Raw genomic sequence first — 22838 nt, forward strand, 5'->3', positions numbered from 1 at the left:
AGCGGATCACGCCGAAGCACGGGTGATGGAGGGCAAGTTCAGACGCAGGCAGGCCGCTGATTCCTGAGGGCGGACGAAATCACTGGGGACAAGGGTCTTGAATGGATGCATGTCCCCAAGGATGATCGCCGGTACCAGAGTTTTGCGCTTTGCAGCAAATCTCTCCCACCAAACCGTCCCACCAGCTACCTCTCCCGCTCGACTTCTGAGGCCCCACCATGAGTTTTTGCTCTCGCCTGACAATGCTGTTCGCCATTCTGATGGGAGGAGCGGTCACGACATCCTGGACGCCATTGCTGGCGCAAGTCCCTGACCCGATCGCCAAGTTGCAGGCCGATGCAGCGACAACACGCACGTCGGACTGGGGGCACTGGGGATCCGACCCAGACACCTATTCCAGTTGGAAAACGCATAGCAACCGGTTGATCCCGGTGTACTCATTTGGGATGGATCTCCAATCGGTCCGCGGTGAGAACAGCCTGTATCGCGATGCGGCGGCCATCGAAAAGCTCTACGGCTACCTGCCTGAAAAGACCTTGAACCCGAACGCGGAGTACTTTGACCAAACCGATGTTTATCGGCTGCAGAAACAAGCGGCCGAGTCAGGGAAGAAGCGAGTCATTCTGTTTGTCTTCGATGGCATGGATTGGGACACGACGCGAGCGGCTGCGATCGCGAAGTCAGGTCGCGTTGCCTACGACCAAGGACGAGGGGAGGGTTTGTATTTTCAAGATTACCGAGGCACGACGACCGACTTTGGCTACTGCGTCACCAGCCCGCACAACGATGGCACCAACGTGAGTGTCGACAAGCAAATCGTCGTCAATCCTGACGGCAAAGTTCGTGGTGGTTATGACCCCGAGTTGGGTGGCGATTCACCGTGGAGCCCGATCAAGGACGCGGACTATCCGATTGGCAAAAGCAAACAGAACCGCCAGGCCTACACCGATTCGGCATCCTCGGCGACTTCGTTGATGAGTGGCATCAAGACCTACAACGCGTCGATGAATGTCAATTCGATGGGGCGTGAGGCGTTGCCGATCGCTCGAACACTGCAAGAAGATGGTTTTGCGGTGGGAGTGGTGACGAGCGTTCCGATCAGCCATGCAACGCCGGGATGTGCCTACGCCAACAACGTTCATCGAAACGACTATCAAGATTTGACTCGCGACCTGATCGGGCGTCCGTCGATTTATCATCCCGGTGGTCTGCCAGGGGTGGATGTGCTGATTGGTGGTGGCTGGGGAATGGACAAGGACACCGACGGCGCTCAGGGCAAGAACTTTGTCCCCGGGAATCGCTACCTGGCGCCCGAAGATTTGGAAGCGATTGATATTCAAAACGGCGGCAAGTACGTCGTGGCTCAACGAACCAATGGGGTAGCTGGTACCGAGGTGTTGAGCAAGGCCGTCGAGCAAGCAAAAACCGATGGCAAGCGGTTGTTTGGTTTCTTTGGTGCTCAAGCCGGTCACCTGCCGTTCCAGACCGCCGACGGCAACTACGACCCCGTCGTCAGCGTTGGCAATCCCAAACCGGCCAAGGCAGAAGTCTACAGCGAGGCCGATCGGGTTGAAAACGTCCAGCTACGCGACATGGCGGTTGCTGCGATGGAGGTGCTCCAATCGAAAAATGAACGTTGGTGGTTGCTGGTCGAATCGGGCGACGTCGATTGGGCAAATCACTCCAACAACATCGACAATTCGATCGGGGCTGTGCTCAGCGGTGACGATGCGTTCGCGGCGGTTGTTCAGTGGATTGAGCAAAATGGTGGCTGGGATGACACCGCGTTGATTTTGACCGCCGACCATGGGCACTATTTCCACCTTGTGCGTCCCGAAGCGTTGATTCAAACACTCGACAAGTGAGTTGAGGGAGGGACCAGGCGTTGGGGTCGAGCCATAGTGGGTGATCGCCCGCAGTTGAAAAGCTGTGCGGGCGTCACCCAGCGTGATCGAAACAGCTGCTTGGCTGAAGCGGTTCCGGCGACGCGTGAAGGCTGACGCGTGAAGGCTATTGATCAGCGAGATACTGAATCAAGTCCGTTGAGGTCACAATGCCCACCAGCTTGTCTCCTTCGACGACAGGCAGAGAGTGGAAACTGTGAGACCCAAGCAGTCTCGCGGCGTCACGGATCGTGCTCGATTTTTCAATCGTGACGCAATCGGCGACCATCACGTCGTGCACCTTGTAAAGGTGATCGAGTGTTTGATCCAAGGACTTCGAGGTTTGGTTTCCGAACTCGCCAAACGAGATTCGCACGAAGTCACTCCAGCTGACGATGCCGATCAACTTCTCCCCGCTGACAACAGGGATGTGGTGAATGCCACCGGATTCAAACATGGCTCGCAACTTCGAAACGGGCTCGCCGTCGTGAATGGTCTGCAATCCTGTTGACATGATTTTTGTCAGCGGCTCGTTTTTCTTCATCTTATTTCCAAGGAGTGGTGCTGAACCAAGGGATGGAAAATTAGGAGATCCATCCACGCTCAACACGTGGCAATCAAGTTGCCATCCTTGATTGGCAAACGTTGTTCCGCGATGGACATTCATTCAGGAAAGAGCACTGCTGCCGCTGCGAACTGAATTTCGATCAGCGTGTTGACGGTTCGGCATCACAACGGAGGTCCAGTGGACAAGAGGTCGCACCACAGGGCCACTCCCGAACACGTTTGGGAAGGCGTCACACAGTGTGACGAACTGCACAGCAACCGCGTGCGATATCGCACGGCGGCGCCTGGCAAGATGAAACGCAGCTTTCACTGCCCGTGCTTGCCGTGGCGTATGCGACTCGGGCAGAGAAGTATGGGGCGGCTGATCGATCGTTGCACGGTGGGATGATATTGGATCGTTCGGTCGATCCGTTGTCTCCAACATGGATCGACGAAGCGATTGACGAGAGCTATCGTTGCGATGGTCCTTCCCAGCAGTGGGACAACTGATGCGCACCTGCTTTTTCATTTAAGAATCACTCCGACGAAGGAACGGATCAACCGATGTCCACTGACGTTTGGATGGTGACTTTCATCCTGGTGGCAACCATCATCGCGTTTGTGGTGGATCGATTCCGGATGGATCTGGTTGCATTTGTTTCGCTCTTGGCGCTCGTGCTGACCGGCATCCTGACGCCAGCGGAGGCAACCGCAGGTTTTTCCAATTCGTTGGTGCTGATGATTGCCGGACTGTTTGTCGTCGGTGGTGCGATCTTGGAAACCGGCGTGGCTGATCAGGTCGGCAGAGGGCTGGGGCGAATCGGCGGCAAGTCGACGGTCCGGCTGACCGCGACGGTGATGCTCGCCTGTGCCCTGTTGTCGGCGTTCATCAGTTCAACGGGAACGGTCGCTGTGATGCTGCCTGTCGTGCTCTCGCTGAGTCGCCGTGCGGAAATCTCACCGTCGAAGCTGTTGATCCCACTGGCCTTTGCGGCCGCGTTGGGCGGCATGCTGACTCTGATTGGCACCCCATCCAACATCGTCGTCAGTCAAGAACTTCGGCATGCGGGGATGGAACCGTTTCATTTCTTTTCGTTTGCGCCGGCGGGCTTGGTCATGCTCTGCGTCGGTGTTGGCTTCATGTGCACGATCGGAACGCGACTGTTGCCTGACCGGGCGAAGGAAGACGACAACGTGGCGCAAGCGAGTCACGAGCAGCGATACGTTTCGCGTCCTGACCTGCTCCATAGCTACGGGGTGGAGGGGCAAATCAGCGAAGTCACGATTCCCGTGGGTTCGGTCTTGGCGGGCCGCACGCTTCGGGAGATTGGGTTGCGGACGACGTTTCAAGTCAATGTCATCGCGGTGCTGACTCGTCGCTCGGACGGGGATATCGTGCGCAAATGCAACGCCGATACGCTGTTGCGACCCGGCGACACGCTCTTCATTAAATCCTCCAACCAGGGGGCCGTCGAACGCCTGATCACGGAAGGGTACGTCGAGTTGGTTTCAACCGCTCCGTCGCTTCCCAAGGATGTGTACCTGGCCGAATTGATCGTCCCACCTCGCTCTGAGTTGGTTGGGCGGACGGTTCGGGAAATCGACTTTTTTCGTCAATACGGGGCGATGGTGGTGGCGATGCACGATGGCAAGGAGCCCATCAGCACGCGGACATCTGACACGCCATTGAATCCAGGCAACACGCTTTTGATTGCCACCAACACGAGCACGCTGGAGCGACTCTGGAAATCGCGACGAGATGTGTTGCTGATCAGCACACAGGACGAGCAACATGGTCCGACACTGACTCCTGCTGCTGGCTGGGTCGTTGCGATTCTGTTGGGGATGTTGATGGTGATGAGCACAGGGGTGGTCGCCAATGTGACTGCGGTTCTGGTCGCCGCGTTGTTGACCGTGGTGGTCGGAGCATTTCGTGGATCGACGGCTTATCAGAGCATCCATTGGGACAGCATCGTGATGATCGCTTCGGTCATGCCGCTGGCCACGGCGCTCGAGAAAACGGGTGTGCTGGGGATGGTGACCGACGCGATCGTGGAAAGCCCTCATTTAGCGAACCCGACTCTGTTGCTGCTGTTGCTCTTCAGTGTCACGTCGCTGCTCAGTCAAGCGATTTCCAATACCGCAACGAGTGTGTTGCTCGCACCGCTGGCGCTGGAGGTTGCTCACCGGCTGGACGTTTCGCCGTACCCTTTGTTGATGGGCGTGGCACTCGCTGCATCGACCTCCTTTTCCACTCCAATGGCTTCACCGATCAATGCGCTGGTGACTGGCGCGGGCAGCTACCGTTTCGGCGATTTCCTGAAGGTCGGCATCCCACTGCAGTTGCTCGTTCTCGCGGTCACGCTCTGGATCGTGCCCCTGCTGTTCCCCTTCACTCCCTGACGCCACCGTTGGGAGTCCTTGCTCGGAACAAATGCGACGCGTGAATCGGGTAGACTGTCTCGTTTCGATTCAAACACCCCGCCGTATCTCCACTGGAATTGACCATGCATTTGTTGCTTGCTGATCGAAGGAACCCGCTCATTGGATTGGCTTGCCGTCAGTTGATCTGGATTGTGGGAGTCATGTCAGTGACTTCCGCCGCGTTGGGCGATGGTCCTGATTTGCCGGTCGTGGATTTGTCGCAGCAGACGGAACGTCAGGTGGTCATCGCAGCGGGCACCGAAGACGTTTACCAAGGCCATCCCACGACACTGCGGATGCCGGAGAGCGAAACAATCCTTTGCGTTTGGTGTGTCAATCACGGTGGCTCGGCGGGGCCGATGGCCAAGAGCGACGACGGGGGACTGACGTGGACGCGACTGGACGATCAGTTGCCACCCAACTTTTCAAAGCATCAAAATTGTCCGAGCATCTATCGGATTCGTGATCCCGAGGGGAAGCCGCGGCTGTGGGTCTTCTCGGCGTCGCTCAACCGGCGTGGTGGTCCGGGGATGCCGAGCATCATGAGCGAAGACGACGGCCAGACTTGGACCGAGATGCCGCCACTTGGTTTTCCATGTGTGATGACGTTCAGCAGTGTGGTGACACTGAAAGATGGTCGGACACTGGGGCTGTATCACAAAGGGCCTGACGGCAAGGACAGAGCACCGCTGAGCGTGTTGCAAACCATCACCGCGGACGGAGGGTTCACTTGGTCCGAGCCGCGTGTGGTCGCCGCGGTGGAAGGGAAGAATCCCTGTGAGCCGTTCGTGTTTCGTTCACCCGACGGGGAAGAATTGTGTTGTCTGTTGCGAGAGAACACACACCGCGGACGCAGTCTGATGATGTTCTCGCGTGATGAGGGCCAGACCTGGACCACGCCCGTTGACACGCCATGGGGATTGTCGGGCGATCGACACATCGGCGTCCCGCTGCCAGACGGTCGCTGGGTATTCGCGTTCCGTGATCAGGCCCCGGGCAGTCCAACACGCGGGCATTTCGTGGCTTGGGTCGGAACTTACGAGGACATTCGCGAAAACCGACCGGGGCAATATCGAATCAAGCTGTTGCACAGTCACGCGAAGAATGTGGGCGATTGTGGTTATCCGGGCGTCGAGTTGTTGCCCGATGGAACGATCGTGGCGACCACGTACATCAAGTATCAGCCGGGGCCAGAAAAACACTCGGTGGTGACCACGCGTTTCCGAATCGAAGAAACGGATGCCTTGTTCCGTGAAATCGAGTGAGTCTTGGGCGGTCGGAACGAGACGTTCGTGTCGCTGGCTCTGCCGTCACCTACTGGCGGTACTCGCGGCAGTGTGGGCAGCTCTTGTCGCTGTTGAAGGCGACGCTTTGTTTGACATCTTCCCAGAGCGTGATGCTGGGAACATAGATGCGGTCCCCAGGAAGCAATTGGTAGTTCGTGGTGACATCACCCAGTTGCAGAATTTGTTTGTAGCAAACGGGGAGGACCAGTCGTGGTTGTCCGTCCGGTTGGGGGCGAGTGAGAATGATTTTGTGTTCGTTCGCTCGATCGGACAAACCACCGGCAGCGATCAGTGCGTCCAACACCGTTTCGGCGCCGACCAACTGATACGAGCCTGGCGCATTGACCTCTCCCATCACATAGAACTGATCGCTTTCGTTGTTGACCAAGCGGACGTTGACGCCGTAGTCGACAATTTCCTCCGGCGGGCGATTCTGGCTGTGTGAGGCGAGAGCGAATCGTTGTTGACTCTTTTCCGTTTCTCGAGCGGCAACACGCGATTGAACCGTTTGTTGGATCTCTTCGGTCGTCATACCGAGGACCGCCACACGGCCGTAGTCGCCCAGTTCGATGTAGCCATCTTGATGGACGGTTTGGTCGCTTTGCAGACGCACGGGCGAATTGAAATCGTTGGGCTCAATGACCAAGACATCGCCAGCTTCCATGCGGTGAGGCGGCAAGGCTTGCTTGGCCAACTCCGTTGGGATGCCGTGACGATGTCCGGCTTGGCGGAGATTCGTTGCGTAGGGAAGCAACGCGTTGGAACTTGCCGAAACAGGCAGTCCGAGCGAGGCGGCGGTGCGACAGCCGGCGATGACTGCAACGCAGCAGGCGGCGAGCAGCATCACCTGAACGGTGCGTAAAGTAGGATGATGGGTCATAGGAATCTCCGTGTTCAGTTTTGGTTCTGTCTGCTTGGTCGACACGCTGTTGCTGGTGAAGGAACGGTCGTTTTCCGTTGCTTGCTAACGCGAGCGGTTCTGGTTCCGTGACTGGTCGGCCACCGTGGCAACCTGCGATCCGAAGCTGTTGGTCAAGAAGAAACGTAAGGTGTCTTGGGTTAAGTTTTTGCCGGGTTGCAAACGAAGGGTTGGCCGGGAGGAAGTTCCACCCACATGGACGTGGACGACTCGGTCTTTCATCGCCTCGTTCGCTTTCAAAACCAGGGTGACCGGCGCGGGAGCAGCCAGCATGAGCGGCGAGTCGGTGAGCGCCATCAATCCGTCTGCCGGCCCAACCTGGCCGGTTGCTGCGGTCACGTCAAAGTTGAGACGTCCGTCGAGCGAAGCATTGCCGCTCATCAGGACCTGGACGTTGCTCTGTGTGATGGCCAGTTGATCGAGGTGAACCAATCCGCCGGACAATCGACCTGTGATGGTGCCGTCATTGTCGTGTTTGGAACCCAGTGAGGGAGTCAAACTCACCAGGGAATCGAGCTGGTCCAAGATCGGCATCTCCAACGAATCGACCTGGGACATCTGGAGGTCGAAGTTGCCGGAAATCTGATCCGGGCGGCTGGCACGTCGGGCGTTCAAATGGACTTGCCCGTCCATCACGCCTGCTCCCACGCTTTTGCCGCGGAGCAAACGAGAGGTGTCGATCTGATTCAGCCGTGCGGCAAGTTGCATGTTGAGAGAACGACTGTAGTCGCCCTCGGTCGAAACATTGATCTTTCCACCGCCTGCTTCGATCACCCCAGCGCGGCATCGCCAGGCAATGCGGTTCGAGGCTGGTGTGACCGTCCAGTCGATCGGGAATCGAACCGCGCGGATGTTGAGGTCGGCAATCGAAGGGTTGTTGGCGGAGACATCCGCCCGACCCGAAATGGTTTGTGCGATGCGACCGGTGACTCGCACACTGGCCGTTCCGGACGCACCGCTTGCGATGTTGCCCAGTGGTGCGGCAGCAAGTCGAAGGTTCATTCGGTTGATACCGAATTGAAACGTCCCGCGAGGTTCGCCAATCAGCGAGACTTCCGCCCGCCCACTGAGCCGTCCGTCTGCGAATCGTCCGTCAACGGATTCCAACGCCAGACGATCGGGACGCAGTTCGACGTTGGCGGTCACACGATCGGAAAGTCTGGATTGGTTCCAGCGAACGCGTTCCGCTGACGCCGTCGCAGTGCAAAGCAAACCGTCGCGGATCGAGTTCGCATCACGCGTGCAGTTGGCATCCACGAACCCGGACAAAGGGCGTAGGGCTGTCGGCAACTTGGCCGCTTGGATCGCTTTGTCGATTGAGAGTCGGCTGAGTTTGGCTTCCACGAAAAAGGGAATCTGACGCAGGTCGGTGGCGTCTTGATTCGCGAATGCGACGAGTTCTTGCAGATCACTTTGGACCTTGGCGTCAAAGGTGCCTTGCAGGAGCTCTCCGTTTGCATTCCCATTCGCCATCCCGTTCTCGATCTGAATCTCCGCCCGTGTCAGCTCAATCGGCACGTTCATTGCCGAGAGCGCGCGACTGCGGACCCAAGCGTTTCCACCCAGTTTGGCGAGCGATCCGAGCGACGTGAATTTGAATCCGCCTTCCAGAGTGCCTGTCACAGGAATTTGAACGTTGGCAAATCGAGGCAAGCGGTTGGCCTGGATTCCAGTGAACCACGATTCGATCGTCGACTGCGTCCAATCCAGTTGGTGGGTCGTCAGCGAGAGCGTGTATTGACCGCCAAGCAGATCGTCGGATCCCGTGTGGATCACCAGCCCTGTTGAGTCGGCTTCCCAGTTCAGACGGGCCGAGCCAATGCTCGTGCGGGCGTAGGTTGCGTCCGACAAAGACGCGGTCCCGGTTGTCGTGATGGTGTGGCGTTTGGAGTCTGCATGCAGTTTGCCAGCCAGTTGGGCTGTTCCGGCGAGTGGCAACGGGGTGGTTGAAAAACGTGACGCAACATCGGCAACATCACGGAGTGAGATCGGTCCCGCTGAAAAGTCCGCGTCGATTGTCAATTCATTGGTGAGCTTTCCATCCAATGAGAGCTGGCAGCGGTTCTCACGCCATTGCAAGGTGGTGGGGGCAACAACGATTCGCCCTTGGTTCAGTTCCAGCTGCGCGTTCACGTCGCGGACCACTTCTCCCAAGACGGAGATGCCCACCGTGTTCAGGCTGGCCAACACTTGCCAGGCGTCGGGGTGAGCCATCGAATCGAGCGAGACGGAAGCGTCCACTTGGCCGGTTGCCTTCCCTCTGAGTTGTCCATCATCGACCTTGCAAAGGCGGGCAGCGTGCTGTCCATCCAGTTCGTTCAAGATGGCCTGCAGTTGGAGTCGCCGAGTGGACAGGCTTGTTTGTGCGGAACCGCTTGTCACCGCAATCGTCTCGCCCTGTGCACTGACGAATCGGGCTTCGTCCAAGCGAGCGACAGCCGTGCCCTTGGAAAGGCTCATTTGGGCGACCGTGTCGTTCAGTGCAACGCCGTGTGCCTGAATGTTTTCGCAACTTGCGGTTGCTTCGACGGTCAGTGCATTGGGGTCGAGGCATTGATCCAGGGGCAGTGAGAAGGCGACCGATGTTTGGAGGCGGCCACCCAGATCCGCGATGCCGAGTCGCTTGGCCAGCTGATGCAAACCAAGGCCGTCTGACGTCACGTTGCCGGAGAGGTTGCCTTGCAACCCTCCCATCGGATCGAAGTTGTTTGGATCCAGTGGAATTTGCCCCTTGCAAATGACGTCGCAGATGACGGGATCCAGTTCGATGTCATCCGCGGCGAGGCCTGACGCCATCGCGTGAATTGTGTTTTGGAAGTCAGCGACACCATTGTGCCAGCTGACCTGGGAGTGCGTTGAGAAGCCCGCTGTCGCGTGAACGCCTAAGTTCGGGATGAAGTGAGCGAGCAAGGGTTGGAGGTCACAACCGCTGACCTCGCTGGTCATGTTCGCTGTCAGTGGTGCAGCCAGTGAATTGGTCGTCAATGACAATTGAGCCCTGCCCTGCAGCGGGTCCGCGTCCACGTTCAGTGCGAGTCCATCGCGGCTTGTGTTGGCATGCAGCGTCACTTGGCTCACCACCGTTCCGAAGTCACTCCAGGCGATGTCTTGCAAACGCAGTTGCATTTCCGCGGGGTGGTGTCGGAAATCTTTCTCGTCGGCCGGGTGCTGCACTTTGACCAGCATCGACGCCTTCCCGCTGACGCGTTCCTTGCGAACGTCAGGCGGTAACAAACTGGCAGGTAGCGTGTGGCTATCGAGGCGGCAGCCCGTCAATTGGATGACGGTTGATCCGGCGAAGGTGGCTGCATCCACTCGGGTTTGAAAATCGAGCTGTCCATCGAGCAACTGGTCGACTTCCGCGCGGAGGTCGATTTCGGTTCCGAACACGGCCGAAAGGCTGGCTCCCTCCACCATCGCTTGGCAGTGTGTTCCCTGGTGAACGATCAGTTCCGCGTTCTGAACCAGCAACGACCGAAGTGGGATTTTGGTCTCGCCTTCGGATGAGCTTTCTGATTTCGGGAAAACCGAGAGCAGTTGGCCTTCGTCGTCGAACCGAAGGTGGAGGACTGGTTTCACAACGGTAATGTGATCGACCCACTTCCCGTCGCTCAGACCACGAAAGATGGACGCGACAACGTCGACTTGGTGGACTTCGATCTGCGCGGCATCTGGGATGGAAGGTTCCATGACCGTGATGCCATCAACTTGAATCGTACCCAGGCCAATGTGAACCGATTCCACTCGGACTTCCGTTGCCAACAGGGACGACGCCACTCGTTCTGCTAGGAACCGTGAAACGACGTTCCGGGAAACTAGAAGCACCAATGCGAGCAACAGCCCCAGGTTGATCGCTCGAATTGCGAACGTTCGGACGCCTTTCTTCGTTCGCAAGCAGTCGTCCTTGATGGGGGTGAAAAGAAGGAGTGGCAATTCGTTCATTCCTCTGTAGCTTTCCGGCCTGGAAGGAAGCAAGGCACGAATCGGATGTCTCATCGTGGTTGGAGGTGGAGGCAGCAGGATGTTGGTGGCTTGCTTTTGGTGTTGAAACCTCCCGGCCCCACCGGAAGTCGTGATTCTGTCTCAATCGCCAGGGAGTCAACCTGTGGCGACGTCGTGTCGCCGGGAGTTGACGCATCGGTGAAGTGGCGGGGCACATGGAATCTGTTTCAACGCCGGATTGACGTCGATTGCGATGGTCCGAACGGTTCGGCATGCCAGGTGCTAATGGGGTTTTTTCGCTGCGGCCTTTCCATGCTGGGGCCATGATTGCAAAGAAGCCACCTTCGATCGACAAGCCAATGACAACTCTCGTTGCCTTGGCTTTCTCTACCGGGAATCAGGCAATCGTCGGCCGAGCGATTGTTTCACGCCAGATTTGGCTCCCCGGCACCACTTCAAGAGATTTGATCCACACGATGCATGAAAAATTAGAGTCAACACTCTGGAATATCCAACAACGAAACCTCGGCGAACAAGAGTTCATCCAAGCGGTGAAAGAGGTGTTGGGGTCGATCGGGACTGTGTTGGCAAAGTACCCCCGGCTGACGGAACAGAAGATCATCGAGCGCATTTGCGAGCCCGAACGGCAGGTGATTTTCCGTGTTCCATGGCAGGATGATCGGGGCGAGGTGCACATCAACCGCGGCTTTCGCGTGCAGTTCAACAGTGCCCTGGGTCCGTACAAAGGCGGGTTGCGATTTCATCCATCCGTCAATTTGTCGATCGTCAAATTCCTGGGCTTTGAGCAGATTTTCAAGAACGCTCTGACCGGGATGCCCATCGGTGGTGGGAAAGGCGGCAGCGACTTTGACCCCAAGGGACGCAGCGACAATGAAGTGATGCGGTTCTGCCAAAGCTTCATGACTGAACTGTCACGGCACTTGGGGGAATACACCGATGTTCCAGCGGGCGACATCGGCGTGGGACGTCGTGAGTTGGGGTACCTGTTTGGGCAATACAAACGAATCAGCAACCGTTATGAGTCGGGCGTTTTGACAGGCAAAGGGCTCAGCTATGGCGGCGCGCTGGTTCGGGCCGAAGCGACTGGGTACGGACTCGGCTACTTCGTCCAGCAGATGCTGGCGGCGCGAGGGGAATCACTCGAAGGCAAAACCTGTATCGTGTCCGGGGCGGGCAACGTCGCGATCTACGCGATTGAAAAGGTCACGCAACTGGGCGGCAAGGTGGTGGCTTGTTCCGATTCGAAAGGCGTGGTCTATGACGAGTGTGGCATCGACCTGCCCACCCTGAAGCGGGTCAAGGAACAAGAGCGACTGCCCGTTGAGGCTTACTGCAAAACGAGAAAGCAAGCACGCTATCAACGGGCGGGGAAGATTTGGGAAATCAAGTGTGATGTCGCGCTCCCCTGCGCGACCCAGAATGAACTGACCGGGAAAGACGCGGACTCGCTGTTGCGAGGTGGTTGCAGGGCGGTTGCTGAAGGTGCCAACATGCCAACCACGCCCGAGGGAATCGAGAAATTTCATGAGGCGGGGATCGCCTACGCGCCCGGCAAGGCTGCCAACGCAGGCGGGGTCGCGACCAGTGCTTTGGAGATGCAGCAAAATGCCTCGCGTGACGCCTGGTCGTTTGAATACACCGAGCAGAAATTGGCGGCAATCATGAAGGACATCCACGACCGTTGCCTGGAAACGGCCGACGAATTTGGAGTCACCGGCAACTATGCCCAAGGAGCAAACATCGAAGGCTTCATGCGGGTCGCGGACGCCATGGAATCCTTGGGGCTGATCTGACCAAGCGGTCGCCTGATACCCGTCATATGACGGCGTTCCGTGACGATGCGGTCGAGGCGTTGCCCAACCAAACCGCGGAGCGGCGGCAGGTGGGATCGAACTCGCTGCCAACTGCCGTCGCTCGGAACCGTTCGGAAACAACATCGGGATTTCAAAAGATAGCGGAAGGGCGCGAGCCCTCCGGTGACACACCGGGCGGCTCGCGCCGCTCCGCTACAGCCAATTAATTCCGAACGATTCTCCACGACTCGGAGGCGTTGGCATCGCACGACCTCTTCAGCGGATTGGGTCGATCCGCGGACGATGACAATCTCCGGTGACACGATTGGAAACCTTGGTTGACGCTGTTTCTCGCGAACACGCGGGATTCGTTTCGTGATCGAGGTGGTCCAGCTTTTGCAATCAAAGGTCGACTTGTTCGGTCAATTCGTTTTCCATTCTCCAAGGAAATTGTTGTGTCAACTGGCATGTCGAATGTCGCGGTAACGATTCAAACCAATCACGGTTTGACTTACACCGTTACCATACCGAAGACAACGAGGTCTCAAGGCAACTCGAAAGCTGGTTCCCAGCGAAAAGCAGGTTCCCGGCGGAAGCCGAAGCAATCCAAGTGAAAGCGGCCCCGCTGAAGTCCACACCGACATAGGCAGACGCTCCGGCCTTCGGGCCGGCGAAGTTCTGTGTGATTGATCTTTTCCGTATCCCTCGATGGCGGTGCTATCTTTCGCCTTGCGGTTGCAAGAGAGGCTCCAATCCGTGGGTGACAGAGCAGGTTGATATAGTTTCGTTCTCTGTGCGCGGTTTCCTGATGGGCAGCGCGAACTTGCCGATGCCATGGTGGTTTCCGCGAGACATCGATGACAAACACAAAGAACGAGACATGCAAAAGATTGACCGAACTTGGAGTGGTGCTGTCGGATTGCTTTTGGCACTGACACTCGCTTTCACTGGATGCGGCGACTCGCGTCCTGAGGGGATGCCTGAAACTTACCCTGCATCTATCACGATCACTCAGGATGGCGTTCCGCTCGCTGACGCGACTGTTGTGCTCTATCCAGAAGATTCGTCCCTGACCCGTTGGCCGGTCGGTGGAACCACTGACGAGCAAGGGACTGCGGCCTTGGTGACGTCCACTCAATATGAGGGGGCACCTGAAGGTCATTTTAAAGTGATCGTCAGCAAAAACGTCACCGAAGGCGATCCTTACCCAAAACATCCTGGTCAAGGAGCGACGCGAGATGAGATCAATGAGTACGATCGAGCACTGAAGACGGGGACGTTCGAGGTCTACAAGGTGGTCGCAAAGGAATACCGCACCGCCGGGACAACGCCCCTGAAGGTGGAAGTCACGAGTTCAGGTGAGAACCTGTTCAGTGAGGATTTGGGCGCCGCCGTCAAAGAGATCGATGTGCAAGCGAGTGCAACGTCCAAAGGCGATGCGTCGTACACACCGATGGAGTGAACCTCGCAGCTCGCAGCGATGATTTCATCAGCAGGTCAGCAGGAGTCATTCGGCATTGGAACTGTTTTGGCGAAGGCCACTGTTCCCACGCAGAACCGGGGCGAACGCCCAAACGGCTCACATGGTTCCTCCCGATCATTTCTGCCCACCTGCTTCGCTTGAATCGCACTTCTGACGAATGGACTGATCTCAGTCCATTCCTGCGTTCAAGCAGGCGGCAAAGGCGGAACACTGCAGCCGGTTGCTCGCAGTGTTCCGCGTGTTGATTGCTCAAACGCTCACGTTTGCTCAATACTCTTTGCTCAATACTCGCCGGGTAGCTCCGCACCGCGGTGCGTTCCGAGCGCCCCCCAGACACCGTAGGGGCTTTCTCCTGAGAGTGGTTGAGTCTGTGTCAGGTCTCCGCTGTCGATCGAATCGGAGATGAATCGCACGGACCCATCCATCAAGGCACCGTGGACGCCGCCGGTGTGATAGCTGTTGGGTGTGAAGATGGCCGCCCAGTATCCTGTGGGACTGTCCCAGCAACTTGGGCCGTTGGGTGGGACGACCGTGTGAAAACCATTCCACGGCGTCCCGGTTTGGAAGAAGTTTCCACGCCAGGAGTCGCAAGGGTCCAAGTACAGATTCCGATTGACCGGGTCCACGGTGCTGGTGACGCACACGTCGGGGTGAATCACTGGTTCGGAACCATCAGGATCAAGCAACGCACCGTTGTATCCGGAGCTTCCTTTGACTTCCAAGGAGTAATTTCCAGATCCGGCACTGGCCGATTCACTGAATGCCAGCGTGTTGCTCGTCCCATCCAAGATGTCACGAAACTTGACCCACGATTCCAAGTGGAACGGGCCCCGATGCCGCGCTTGAACGTATTTGTTGTTGATATAGTTCGGGTGGTGCCAGGCAGCGTCGAGTTTCAACATGCCGTCACCCATGTTGAACATGTAGTTGATTCGAGCGTTGTTCGCGTATGGCGATGGTTGCGACGAATTTGGAGATGACGGGCATAGCACACCCGGCAAAATGGATTCGTATTCTGTTCCGTTGAACATCCGGCTGAACGCTGAGGTGGATGCAGCAAGTCGCTGCTGAATTATTTCGTAGCGTGCTTGCTCCTCGATGTACGGCAGCAACGCAACCGTCACCCCTGGGTAGTAACGTGCAACATTCTGTCCCTTTGGCAGGACGCCTGCCGCTGGGAAGGTGTTGAAGCTGGCGTGGTAGTTGTGCAACGCCAAACTCATCTGTTTCAAACGATTGCTGCACTGCATTCGTCTGGCCGCCTCACGCGCTGATTGCACCGCTGGCAAAAGAAGTCCCACCAGCACGCCGATGATTGCGATGACAACCAGCAGTTCCACCAAAGTGAATCCGCGGGAACGATTGACCTGTAATGACATCTTCATTTTCTCACTTCTTCGGACACTGTGAAAACAAGAATGCTTAGTGGGGGTCGGCACTCAACGAGTCGAAACTCTACCATGCGTGCGAGAGGCCGCTGCGCAATGAATTTTCGGTATCCACTGGACTCTGATTACGGGATCAGGAACCACCTTGAGCGTTTGTATCAATGCCGAATTTGCAGCCGCGTGATGGGAACGCAGTTTGGTCGGGGTGAATCATCCAACGAAGCCAGGTCGCATCGATGACAGACTCTCCTCTCCGATTGGAGGTCGTGCAGTTGATCGACGCCTTTGGGATGTCGATTGATTGAGGGCAGCATTTGGTAGTGGACGAGGCAACGAGTCCCTTGCGTGGGGAAGGATTCGTCGCCTCGTCCACTACGGTTCAGGTCCTGGGCGAAGGACGCCTCGAAGAACGTCAGTCATAAAATCGACGTCCCTCAGGCGTACCGGAGGGAGGGGCCAAAGCCCGGGAAGTGGCGCGTCCTGCCCGCTCCCGGAAGTCCGGCAATCAGTGCTGGCGAAGTCGCTCAGGATTTGAATTCGGCGATCACACTGCTGAGCGATTGTTTGGCGTCACCGAAAAGCATTCTTGTGTTTTCGCCAAAGAACAGTGGGTTGTCGACGCCGGAGAACCCGGACGCCATAGAACGCTTCAGCACGAACACCGTCCGTGCATAGTCGACGTTGATGATCGGCATGCCGTAGATCGGACTGTTCTCGTCTTCGCGTGCCGCTGGGTTCACCACGTCGTTGGCTCCGATCACGATTGCCACGTCGATGTTTTCCATCCGTGGGTTGATCTCGTCCATTTCGATCAATTGATCGTAGGGCACGTTCGCTTCGGCTAGCAGGACGTTCATGTGTCCGGGCATCCGTCCGGCAACGGGATGAATCGCATAGCTGACATCTGCCCCGTTGGCTTCGAGCAGTTCGCCCAATTCGCGAACCACGTGCTGTGCTTGCGCGACCGCCATGCCGTATCCAGGCACCATCACGACCGAGGAAGCGGCCTCGAGAATCAGGTAGGCGTCATCGGCGGTGATCGGTTTGACTTCCCCTTCGACCTTGGTGGCTTTGGTGGTCGCTGCAAAACCGGAGAACAACACGTTGCTGAGCGATCGATTCATCGCTTTGCACATGATGTTGGTCAGAATCAATCCTGCCGCCCCCACCAGCGAACCAGCCACGATCAAGATGGTGTTGTTGATTGCGAATCCAGCGGCACATGCAGCCAGTCCCGAGTAGCTGTTGAGCAGGGAAATCACAACGGGCATGTCGGCGCCACCGATCGGGATGACGGCCATCACACCCAATAAGATCGACAGTCCAATCACAACGAAGACGAGGGGGAATGTCCAGGCGGGGTCCAGGACCATCGCAATCGAGCATCCCAGCAGCACCAGCAACAACAAGACGTTGACGACACGCTGCCCTGCGAAGGTCATCGCCCCGCTGCCGATGGTTTCTGAGAGCTTGGCCCAGGCCACCAATGATCCCGAAAACGTCACGCCGCCAATCAAGATCGAAACCAGAACGGTGACCAATGTGAAGGCGGACGATTCTTGCCCATACAGGGCGGCCCAGCCCACCAGCAGACTGGCGATGCCACCGGAGCCATTGAACAACGCGACCATTTCGGGCATTCCCGTCATGGCAACTCGCCGCGCCGAGATCACGCCCACGACGGCGCCGAGAATCGCGGCACCGGCCAGGTAGCGGTAGTCCAGGATTTCCTTGGACGTGAGTGTGATCAGGACGGCCATCAGCATCCCGACAGACGACAGGAGATTGCCTCGCACAGCGGTTGCCGGGGAGCTCATCAGTTTGAGCCCGAAGACAAACAAGATGGCCGCGAGGATGTAGACCGAACCCAGGACTTCAACGCTCATGAGTCACCTCCCGATGGGCTGTCTTTCTTTTTGAACATGCTCAGCATCCGATCGGTCACCATGTAGCCGCCAACCACGTTGACGGTGGCAAAGAAGACCGCCAGTGCGCCCAGCCACGTCGACCACGGTCCCAGATCGGCTCCCGCAGCGATGATGGCCCCGACGACGGTGATGCCGGAAATCGCATTGGCACCCGACATCAAGGGCGTGTGCAGGGTTGCCGGCACTTTGGCGATCAGTTCAAAGCCTAAGAACACGGACAACATCAAAATGAAGGCGAGCAGCACGGCTTCCATGGGAACCCCTGTTTGAATGGATGAATGGTGGTTTACGAATGAAGCTTGGCGATGGTCTCGTTCACGATCACGCCACCACGAGTGATGACGGCGGCTTGAACGATTTCGTCCTCGGGATCGAATGCGAACCGCTTGGATTCGGTGTCCCAAAAATCGTCGATCAAGGCGGTCAAGTTGTTCGAGTACATCTCGCTGGCATTGCGGCTGACCTCGGATGGCAGATTCCCTTGGCCGATGATTTTGACACCTTCGACATCGACGATTTCATTCAGCACGGAACCCTCGACGTTGCCTCCCGTTTCCACTGCCATGTCAACGACAACGCTGCCGGGTTGCATCGCGAGCAGCATGTCGCGAGTGACGATGCGAGGCGCCGGGCGACCAAACAGTTGGGCGGTGGTGATGACGACATCGGAGACCGCAATGAGTTTCTTTTGGCCTTCCTTTTGAAGTTCAATTTGTTCCGGTGTCAGCGCTTTGGCGTACCCCTGTTCCGTTTGCCCCACTTCGCCCAGATCGATCTCCACGAACTTGGCACCGAGCGATCGAACTTGTTCCGCGACGACGGGCCGGGTGTCAAAGGCATCGACGCGGGCACCGAGTCGTTTCGCCGTTGCAATCGCTTGCAGGCCCGCGACGCCCGCACCGATCACAAAGACCCGAGCGGGCCGAATGGTTCCCGAGGGAGTCATCATCATCGGGAAGATCTTTTGGCTGTGATACGCAGCTTGGATCACCGTGACGTAGCCCGCCAGGTTGGCTTGCGAGGACAACGCATCCATCTTTTGGGCGCGAGTGGATCGCGGGATCATCTCCATCGAAACCGACGTCACGCCGCACTGGGCCATTTCGCCAATCAGTTCCTTTTCATTGAACGGGTCAAGGAAGCTGATGTGGATGGCTTCTTGCCGGAGGTTGGAAACCTCCGCGGTCTCGGGGCGTCGGACTCGCAGCACGACGTCGGAGCCCGACAGCAGGGATGCCCGGTCGGTCTGAATGACAGCACCGGCCTCCGTGTAGGCGTCGTCCGGAAACCCTGATTGAGATCCCGCACCCGATTCGATCTCGACTGAAAACCCAGACTGAATCATTTTCTTGACACTGGCGGGGACGAGTGCCACCCTCGCCTCGCCTGGCCAATTTTCGCGGGGGACGCCAATCTGCATCACTTCGCTCCTCGTGTGTTGAATCAGCCGGTGCTTCGAATCGTACAATCTTTCAACACTGACACCGCCTTTGTGTCCTATCCTAACCATCTGAGGCGGATGCATGCGGCATGCCTCGGCCGAAAGGTGCACAGAACGACGAAGCATCCAAGCACGTGGCAGTGGCAGTGCAGGCTGATGCCGCCGAATTCACGGAACGGATACGCAATCAAGATGACGCGTTTTGCATGCTGGATGCGTTGTGAAGACGGCGTGTTCCGCCGCGGATGTCACCTGTCATTCACTCGGAATCGGCAACGTTCTTTAAAAAGCAGACGATTGGGTCGATGGCGTTGCTTCGAGCTCAACACGGATCGAATCGACCCGGTCAGCTGGGTTGGAATACCGCAAGCCGCTGGTGTAGTAGTCGGCGTAACGTCGAGGGACGGTGCGGCCGTGATCGTGATCGGCTGCGGCGACATCTTCCGTCAGCACGATTTGCACGACGACGACTTCGTAGTCACCAGGGGGCAGCGATTCGTTTCCGTCTTGATCCCGCAACGTGAACTCGCCATCGCGAGCGATCCGTCCAGCAAAGCGATCGCCCGTCTCGATCAAACGAAACTCAATGCTTCCGGACTGAACGGGTTCCCCGTCGGTGTACCCGACAAATCCTGTTGCGGGGTGTTGCGCCGAACATCCTGCCAGCAGCAGTGGAAGAAACAAGGCTGAGACCCAAGGACGAGTCATTGGGCCAACTCCACCACGTGGGCGTCGCGACGGTTGGCCAGCGAGCCCAGGACTTTGGTGTCGGTGTGGGGGCTGAGCATTCGAACGCTGCCATCGACCAGCGCGAAGTGAACGCCGGCAGGGTGCCAGCTTCCAAATGAGAACATGTCAGCGAGAACGTCGCTGGGGCCGTTGGCCAAACGCAGTCCGGGCCCGGCGAGACGACTGGACGCGGGCAGGTGGTCGCCATCGTAAGCTGGCGAGTCTTCGGGGAATTGAGCCAGGCCGTTGAGGGGGACAAACTTTTCGCCAAACAGAAACGTGCTGGACGTCCCATCCGTGACAGAGGCCATCCGGATGCGATCGGAGGGGGCAATCGCTTTGCCATCACTGCAGTTGGGACGCACACTGATGATCACTCCGGTTCCGTTGCCGCCATAGTAAAAATCAGTGGGAGCACCGGTCGCACCGGGCGTCAGGTCACCATGGTTGCCTGCGTAATCGCTGAGCGCACCTTCGATATCCAAGGACACGTCGACGGGACGAGGCGGCATGGGGCAACCGCAGGGGAGGCGACCGCCTCCGCCATCGACCGTTGTGCGGAGTGCCCGAGTGCCGGTCGGTTGTGTTCCGGAGCGTCGCGAGGGGCAGAGGAAGATGTCCGGAACGACCGTTCGAACGTTCTCGGGGTGTTGATGCCAGGGTTTGGAAAAATCCCATTGGCTACCGAGCGAGGCTTGCTCGATATAAGGCATCACACGGGCCAGCCACGTGGGTGTTTCCAAGCCGCATTGGTCGGCCGGATCGGCGTCCGGTCGCGACTCGTACCTGGCCGGCGGAAAGTAGCCGAGCACGTCATGGTGCATGTGCGTCGCCAGTGCCAATTGCCGAATGCGGTTCTTGCAATCGGTGCTACGAGCGGCTTCGCGGGCCGATTGAACGGCAGGCAGCAACATCGAGATCAGAACGCCAATGATCGAGATGACCACCAGCAATTCGACCAGCGTGAAGGCGCGAGCTTTGCTTTTTTGAACTACCAACATGAAACGGATCTTCCGCAAAAAGAGGTGCGTCAGTCCGGTCCGACCGCCTGCGATTGTAATCTCGTCGAGATCGGATTGTCAGTCTTGGGGTCGAAATGAACGTACCCAGCGGGTGTTGGTTGACAGAATATTCCTCACGACCTGCTGTGTTTCCTCCAGTTCGAACGGGTCGTGCTCCAGTTCATGTTCGAGCAATTCGAGCTTTTTGCGGATCAAATAACCCTGCATCCTTTGGTAGGGCCGAATCTGCCCCGTGCGAATGAATGTTCCGACTTCCATTCGGCGACTCCAGTCTTCCCAAACAGGCAGCCAATACAAAGCGTGTTCGGCTTGGCCGCTGTTGGCCGCCGACAAACACTCTGCCCTCGCCATGCTGATCTCATCCAAGCATTCCTCCGCCGATGGGTAGTAGGCGAAGCAGGCGACGACACTCATCGCGACCAAGCCCGCCAGCATGGTCGCTCCGATGATGCCTGGCGGGACCACCAAGTCGAGTCCCTTGCGAGGTTTTGCATCTTCCGATGTCAGGGAGGAAACAAACGAGTGAGCCTTGGCAGTTCGCACCAACCAAGCCTCATCGATTTTCATGAGTCGCAAACCGATCCCGGCCAAGCTGAAGAAACCCAGGACGGCGAGCGAAGCGATGACGCTGAAGTCGAGGTCCTTGACAACCAAGTCTCGCAGCGAGGTTGTGTTGCCCCCTTGGGAGACCGGGATCGGATTGGCGTAGATGTCAAAGGCATGCGTGTGACCGGCAGGTTCGACCCCCGGTGGAATCAGCGGCTGATTGATTGCATAGGAGATTCCCAGCACGATCACCAGCAGGGAAACCGTCCACCGTGCCGTCGCTTTGAATCCGTAGTGCTTTCCAAACCAGACCGGAGTGGCCAGGTTCATACCGGTGCCCAAGATCAACAGGGTGAACGCTGCACCGGGTGAGTTGGCATGTTGAAACATCATCCCCAACTGGCTCATCGCCAACATCGGGGTCGCGTAAACAGGAATCGCGACTCCCATCATCGTCAACGGCGCCAGCCAGTCGTCGCGTTCCACGGAGTGCTGCATGGCTCCAAAGGGAAGGACAGCGGCCAGAACCGCGAGACCGGACAACGCGAGCACCGTCCAACCAAGGCTCGCACCGGTGAGATCACGAGCGAAGTGAACGAACGTGGCGGCCAGTCGCCGCAGACCGATCAAGTAGTCGGGGTTGGTGGGATCGGCATCCGAGATGTCTGGTTCTGAATCGCAAGCTGGTTCTTTCCGCCCGCCGAACGCATCCCAGAACAGTCCGAGCGCTGTGACGATGATCAGTGAACCGAATGCAAACAGAATGATCACCATCGGTCGACTGAGTGTCAGCCCGTAAAGCAGCGACAGCGGATTGAACAACGGAGCGGAGAGAGCGAACGCCGACATCGCCCCCGGCTTCACGCGAGCCCGTCGCATCTCGCAGAGAATCGGCAGCACGCCAATCGAGCAGACTGGCAAGAGCATGCCGACCAACCAGGATTGTGGCAGTGATCGGATTGTCTCGCCGCCGAACAACCTTCGGGTGCCCTTGTCGCCGAGGTAGTACCGCATGATCGACGCGATCAGCAGACCCACCAGCAACGTTGGCGCGGCGGCAGCGAAGCCTTGAAGGACGCGAACGAATCCGCCCGTCAACATGATTGTGAGTGGTTGGTTCATGGGGTGGACGCTTTCACGCTGGCAAAGTGTTCCGGGATCAGGGAGACCGATTCATCGATCCGTTGGCAGAGTGATTCGATCTGTTTCAGGTCATCGCTGGCGAACGCTCCGTCGGTTGCCTTCAAGTTTGCCGAGACGGCCTGGCTGTTTTCATGCAGCGGAATCCAATCGGTTTCGGACAGGGGCGTGTCCGCAGCGAATTCACTGACCCAGTCGACAAGGTCTTCGATTTCGTGACGCAGGTGTTCGTCGGGCGAATCGCCGTATTCCTCCATTCGACTGCGTAGCTTGCTCGACAAGTCGGCAAGGTCACTGGGCCAGTGCGATGACACGACGTGGTCGTGTTCAAAAAGGGAGGTCTTGGG

Annotated in this window: 17 protein-coding genes; 6 read left to right on the forward strand and 11 right to left on the reverse strand. The window is 57.7% G+C overall.

Translation table 11 applies throughout. The features are described from left to right. Positions 1-218 precede the first annotated feature (218 nt). The gene (locus UH5x_RS21330; RefSeq protein ID WP_482633606.1) at positions 219-1865 is read left to right on the forward strand and encodes an alkaline phosphatase; all 1647 of its coding nucleotides are present in this window, start codon (positions 219-221) and stop codon (positions 1863-1865) included. Between the two features lie 145 nt (positions 1866-2010). Here the strand turns inward: UH5x_RS21330 and UH5x_RS21335 are convergent, their stop codons facing one another. Beyond that, complete coding sequence (locus tag UH5x_RS21335) at positions 2011-2427, reverse strand: CBS domain-containing protein (protein ID WP_047813237.1); 417 nt, start codon at positions 2425-2427, stop codon at positions 2011-2013. 566 nt (positions 2428-2993) lie between these two features. Here UH5x_RS21335 and UH5x_RS21340 point away from each other — a divergent pair. Both UH5x_RS21340 and UH5x_RS21345 read left to right on the forward strand, forming a co-directional pair. Next, positions 2994-4832: an SLC13 family permease gene (locus tag UH5x_RS21340; RefSeq protein ID WP_047813218.1), complete on the forward strand. Its 1839-nt coding sequence runs from the start codon at positions 2994-2996 to the stop codon at positions 4830-4832. Between the two features lie 182 nt (positions 4833-5014). Then, on the forward strand, positions 5015-6118 hold the full coding sequence (locus UH5x_RS21345) for a sialidase family protein (protein WP_482633607.1): 1104 nt from the start codon (positions 5015-5017) through the stop codon (positions 6116-6118). Between the two features lie 49 nt (positions 6119-6167). On the opposite strand, the gene UH5x_RS21350 is transcribed toward UH5x_RS21345, so the two are convergent. Next, a complete protein-coding gene (locus UH5x_RS21350) occupies positions 6168-7019 on the reverse strand; it encodes a polysaccharide biosynthesis/export family protein (protein WP_482633608.1) in 852 nt (283 codons plus the stop codon). A gap of 84 nt (positions 7020-7103) precedes the next feature. Beyond that, positions 7104-10991, reverse strand: a complete 3888-nt coding sequence (locus UH5x_RS21355) for a hypothetical protein (RefSeq protein WP_482633609.1) — start codon at positions 10989-10991, stop codon at positions 7104-7106. Positions 10992-11476: 485 nt separating this feature from the next. Here UH5x_RS21355 and gdhA point away from each other — a divergent pair, with 485 nt between their 5' ends. Then, positions 11477-12814 (forward strand): NADP-specific glutamate dehydrogenase, encoded by a 1338-nt coding sequence (gdhA, locus tag UH5x_RS21360; protein WP_047813234.1) that lies wholly within the window; start codon positions 11477-11479, stop codon positions 12812-12814. An 829-nt stretch (positions 12815-13643) separates the two neighbouring features. After that, positions 13644-14276 (forward strand): hypothetical protein, encoded by a 633-nt coding sequence (locus tag UH5x_RS21365; RefSeq protein WP_150122490.1) that lies wholly within the window; start codon positions 13644-13646, stop codon positions 14274-14276. Positions 14277-14578: 302 nt separating this feature from the next. Here UH5x_RS21365 and UH5x_RS21370 read toward each other — a convergent pair whose 3' ends face one another. From UH5x_RS21370 to UH5x_RS21385, 4 genes are all read right to left on the reverse strand, one after another. Further along, positions 14579-15682: a DUF1559 family PulG-like putative transporter gene (locus UH5x_RS21370; RefSeq protein WP_482633610.1), complete on the reverse strand. Its 1104-nt coding sequence runs from the start codon at positions 15680-15682 to the stop codon at positions 14579-14581. A 527-nt stretch (positions 15683-16209) separates the two neighbouring features. After that, on the reverse strand, positions 16210-17571 hold the full coding sequence (locus UH5x_RS21375) for an NAD(P)(+) transhydrogenase (Re/Si-specific) subunit beta (RefSeq protein ID WP_047813212.1): 1362 nt from the start codon (positions 17569-17571) through the stop codon (positions 16210-16212). Next, positions 17568-17867, reverse strand: coding sequence for an NAD(P) transhydrogenase subunit alpha part 2 (locus UH5x_RS21380; RefSeq protein ID WP_047813211.1), 300 nt, complete (start codon positions 17865-17867; stop codon positions 17568-17570). Before UH5x_RS21380 ends, UH5x_RS21375 begins: the two co-directional genes overlap by 4 nt. Positions 17868-17899: 32 nt before the next feature. Then, positions 17900-19033: a Re/Si-specific NAD(P)(+) transhydrogenase subunit alpha gene (locus tag UH5x_RS21385; RefSeq protein WP_482633611.1), complete on the reverse strand. Its 1134-nt coding sequence runs from the start codon at positions 19031-19033 to the stop codon at positions 17900-17902. Between the two features lie 110 nt (positions 19034-19143). Here UH5x_RS21385 and UH5x_RS21390 point away from each other — a divergent pair, with 110 nt between their 5' ends. Beyond that, a complete protein-coding gene (locus UH5x_RS21390) occupies positions 19144-19278 on the forward strand; it encodes a hypothetical protein (RefSeq protein WP_261340211.1) in 135 nt (44 codons plus the stop codon). 58 nt (positions 19279-19336) lie between these two features. Here the strand turns inward: UH5x_RS21390 and UH5x_RS21395 are convergent, their stop codons facing one another. The 4 genes from UH5x_RS21395 to UH5x_RS21410 form a co-directional block, all read right to left on the reverse strand. Further along, complete coding sequence (locus UH5x_RS21395; RefSeq protein ID WP_047813209.1) at positions 19337-19762, reverse strand: carboxypeptidase-like regulatory domain-containing protein; 426 nt, start codon at positions 19760-19762, stop codon at positions 19337-19339. After that, positions 19759-20784, reverse strand: a complete 1026-nt coding sequence (locus tag UH5x_RS21400) for a DUF1559 family PulG-like putative transporter (RefSeq protein WP_047813208.1) — start codon at positions 20782-20784, stop codon at positions 19759-19761. Before UH5x_RS21400 ends, UH5x_RS21395 begins: the two co-directional genes overlap by 4 nt. Before the next feature lie 78 nt (positions 20785-20862). Continuing rightward, entirely contained in the window at positions 20863-22473 is a 1611-nt protein-coding gene (locus tag UH5x_RS21405; protein WP_047813207.1) for a permease, read from the reverse strand. Next, positions 22470-22805, reverse strand: a complete 336-nt coding sequence (locus tag UH5x_RS21410) for a hypothetical protein (RefSeq protein WP_482633612.1) — start codon at positions 22803-22805, stop codon at positions 22470-22472. The genes UH5x_RS21405 and UH5x_RS21410 overlap by 4 nt, the downstream gene beginning before the upstream one ends. Positions 22806-22838 lie beyond the last annotated feature (33 nt).

The organism is Rhodopirellula sp. UH5 (assembly GCF_056839225.1).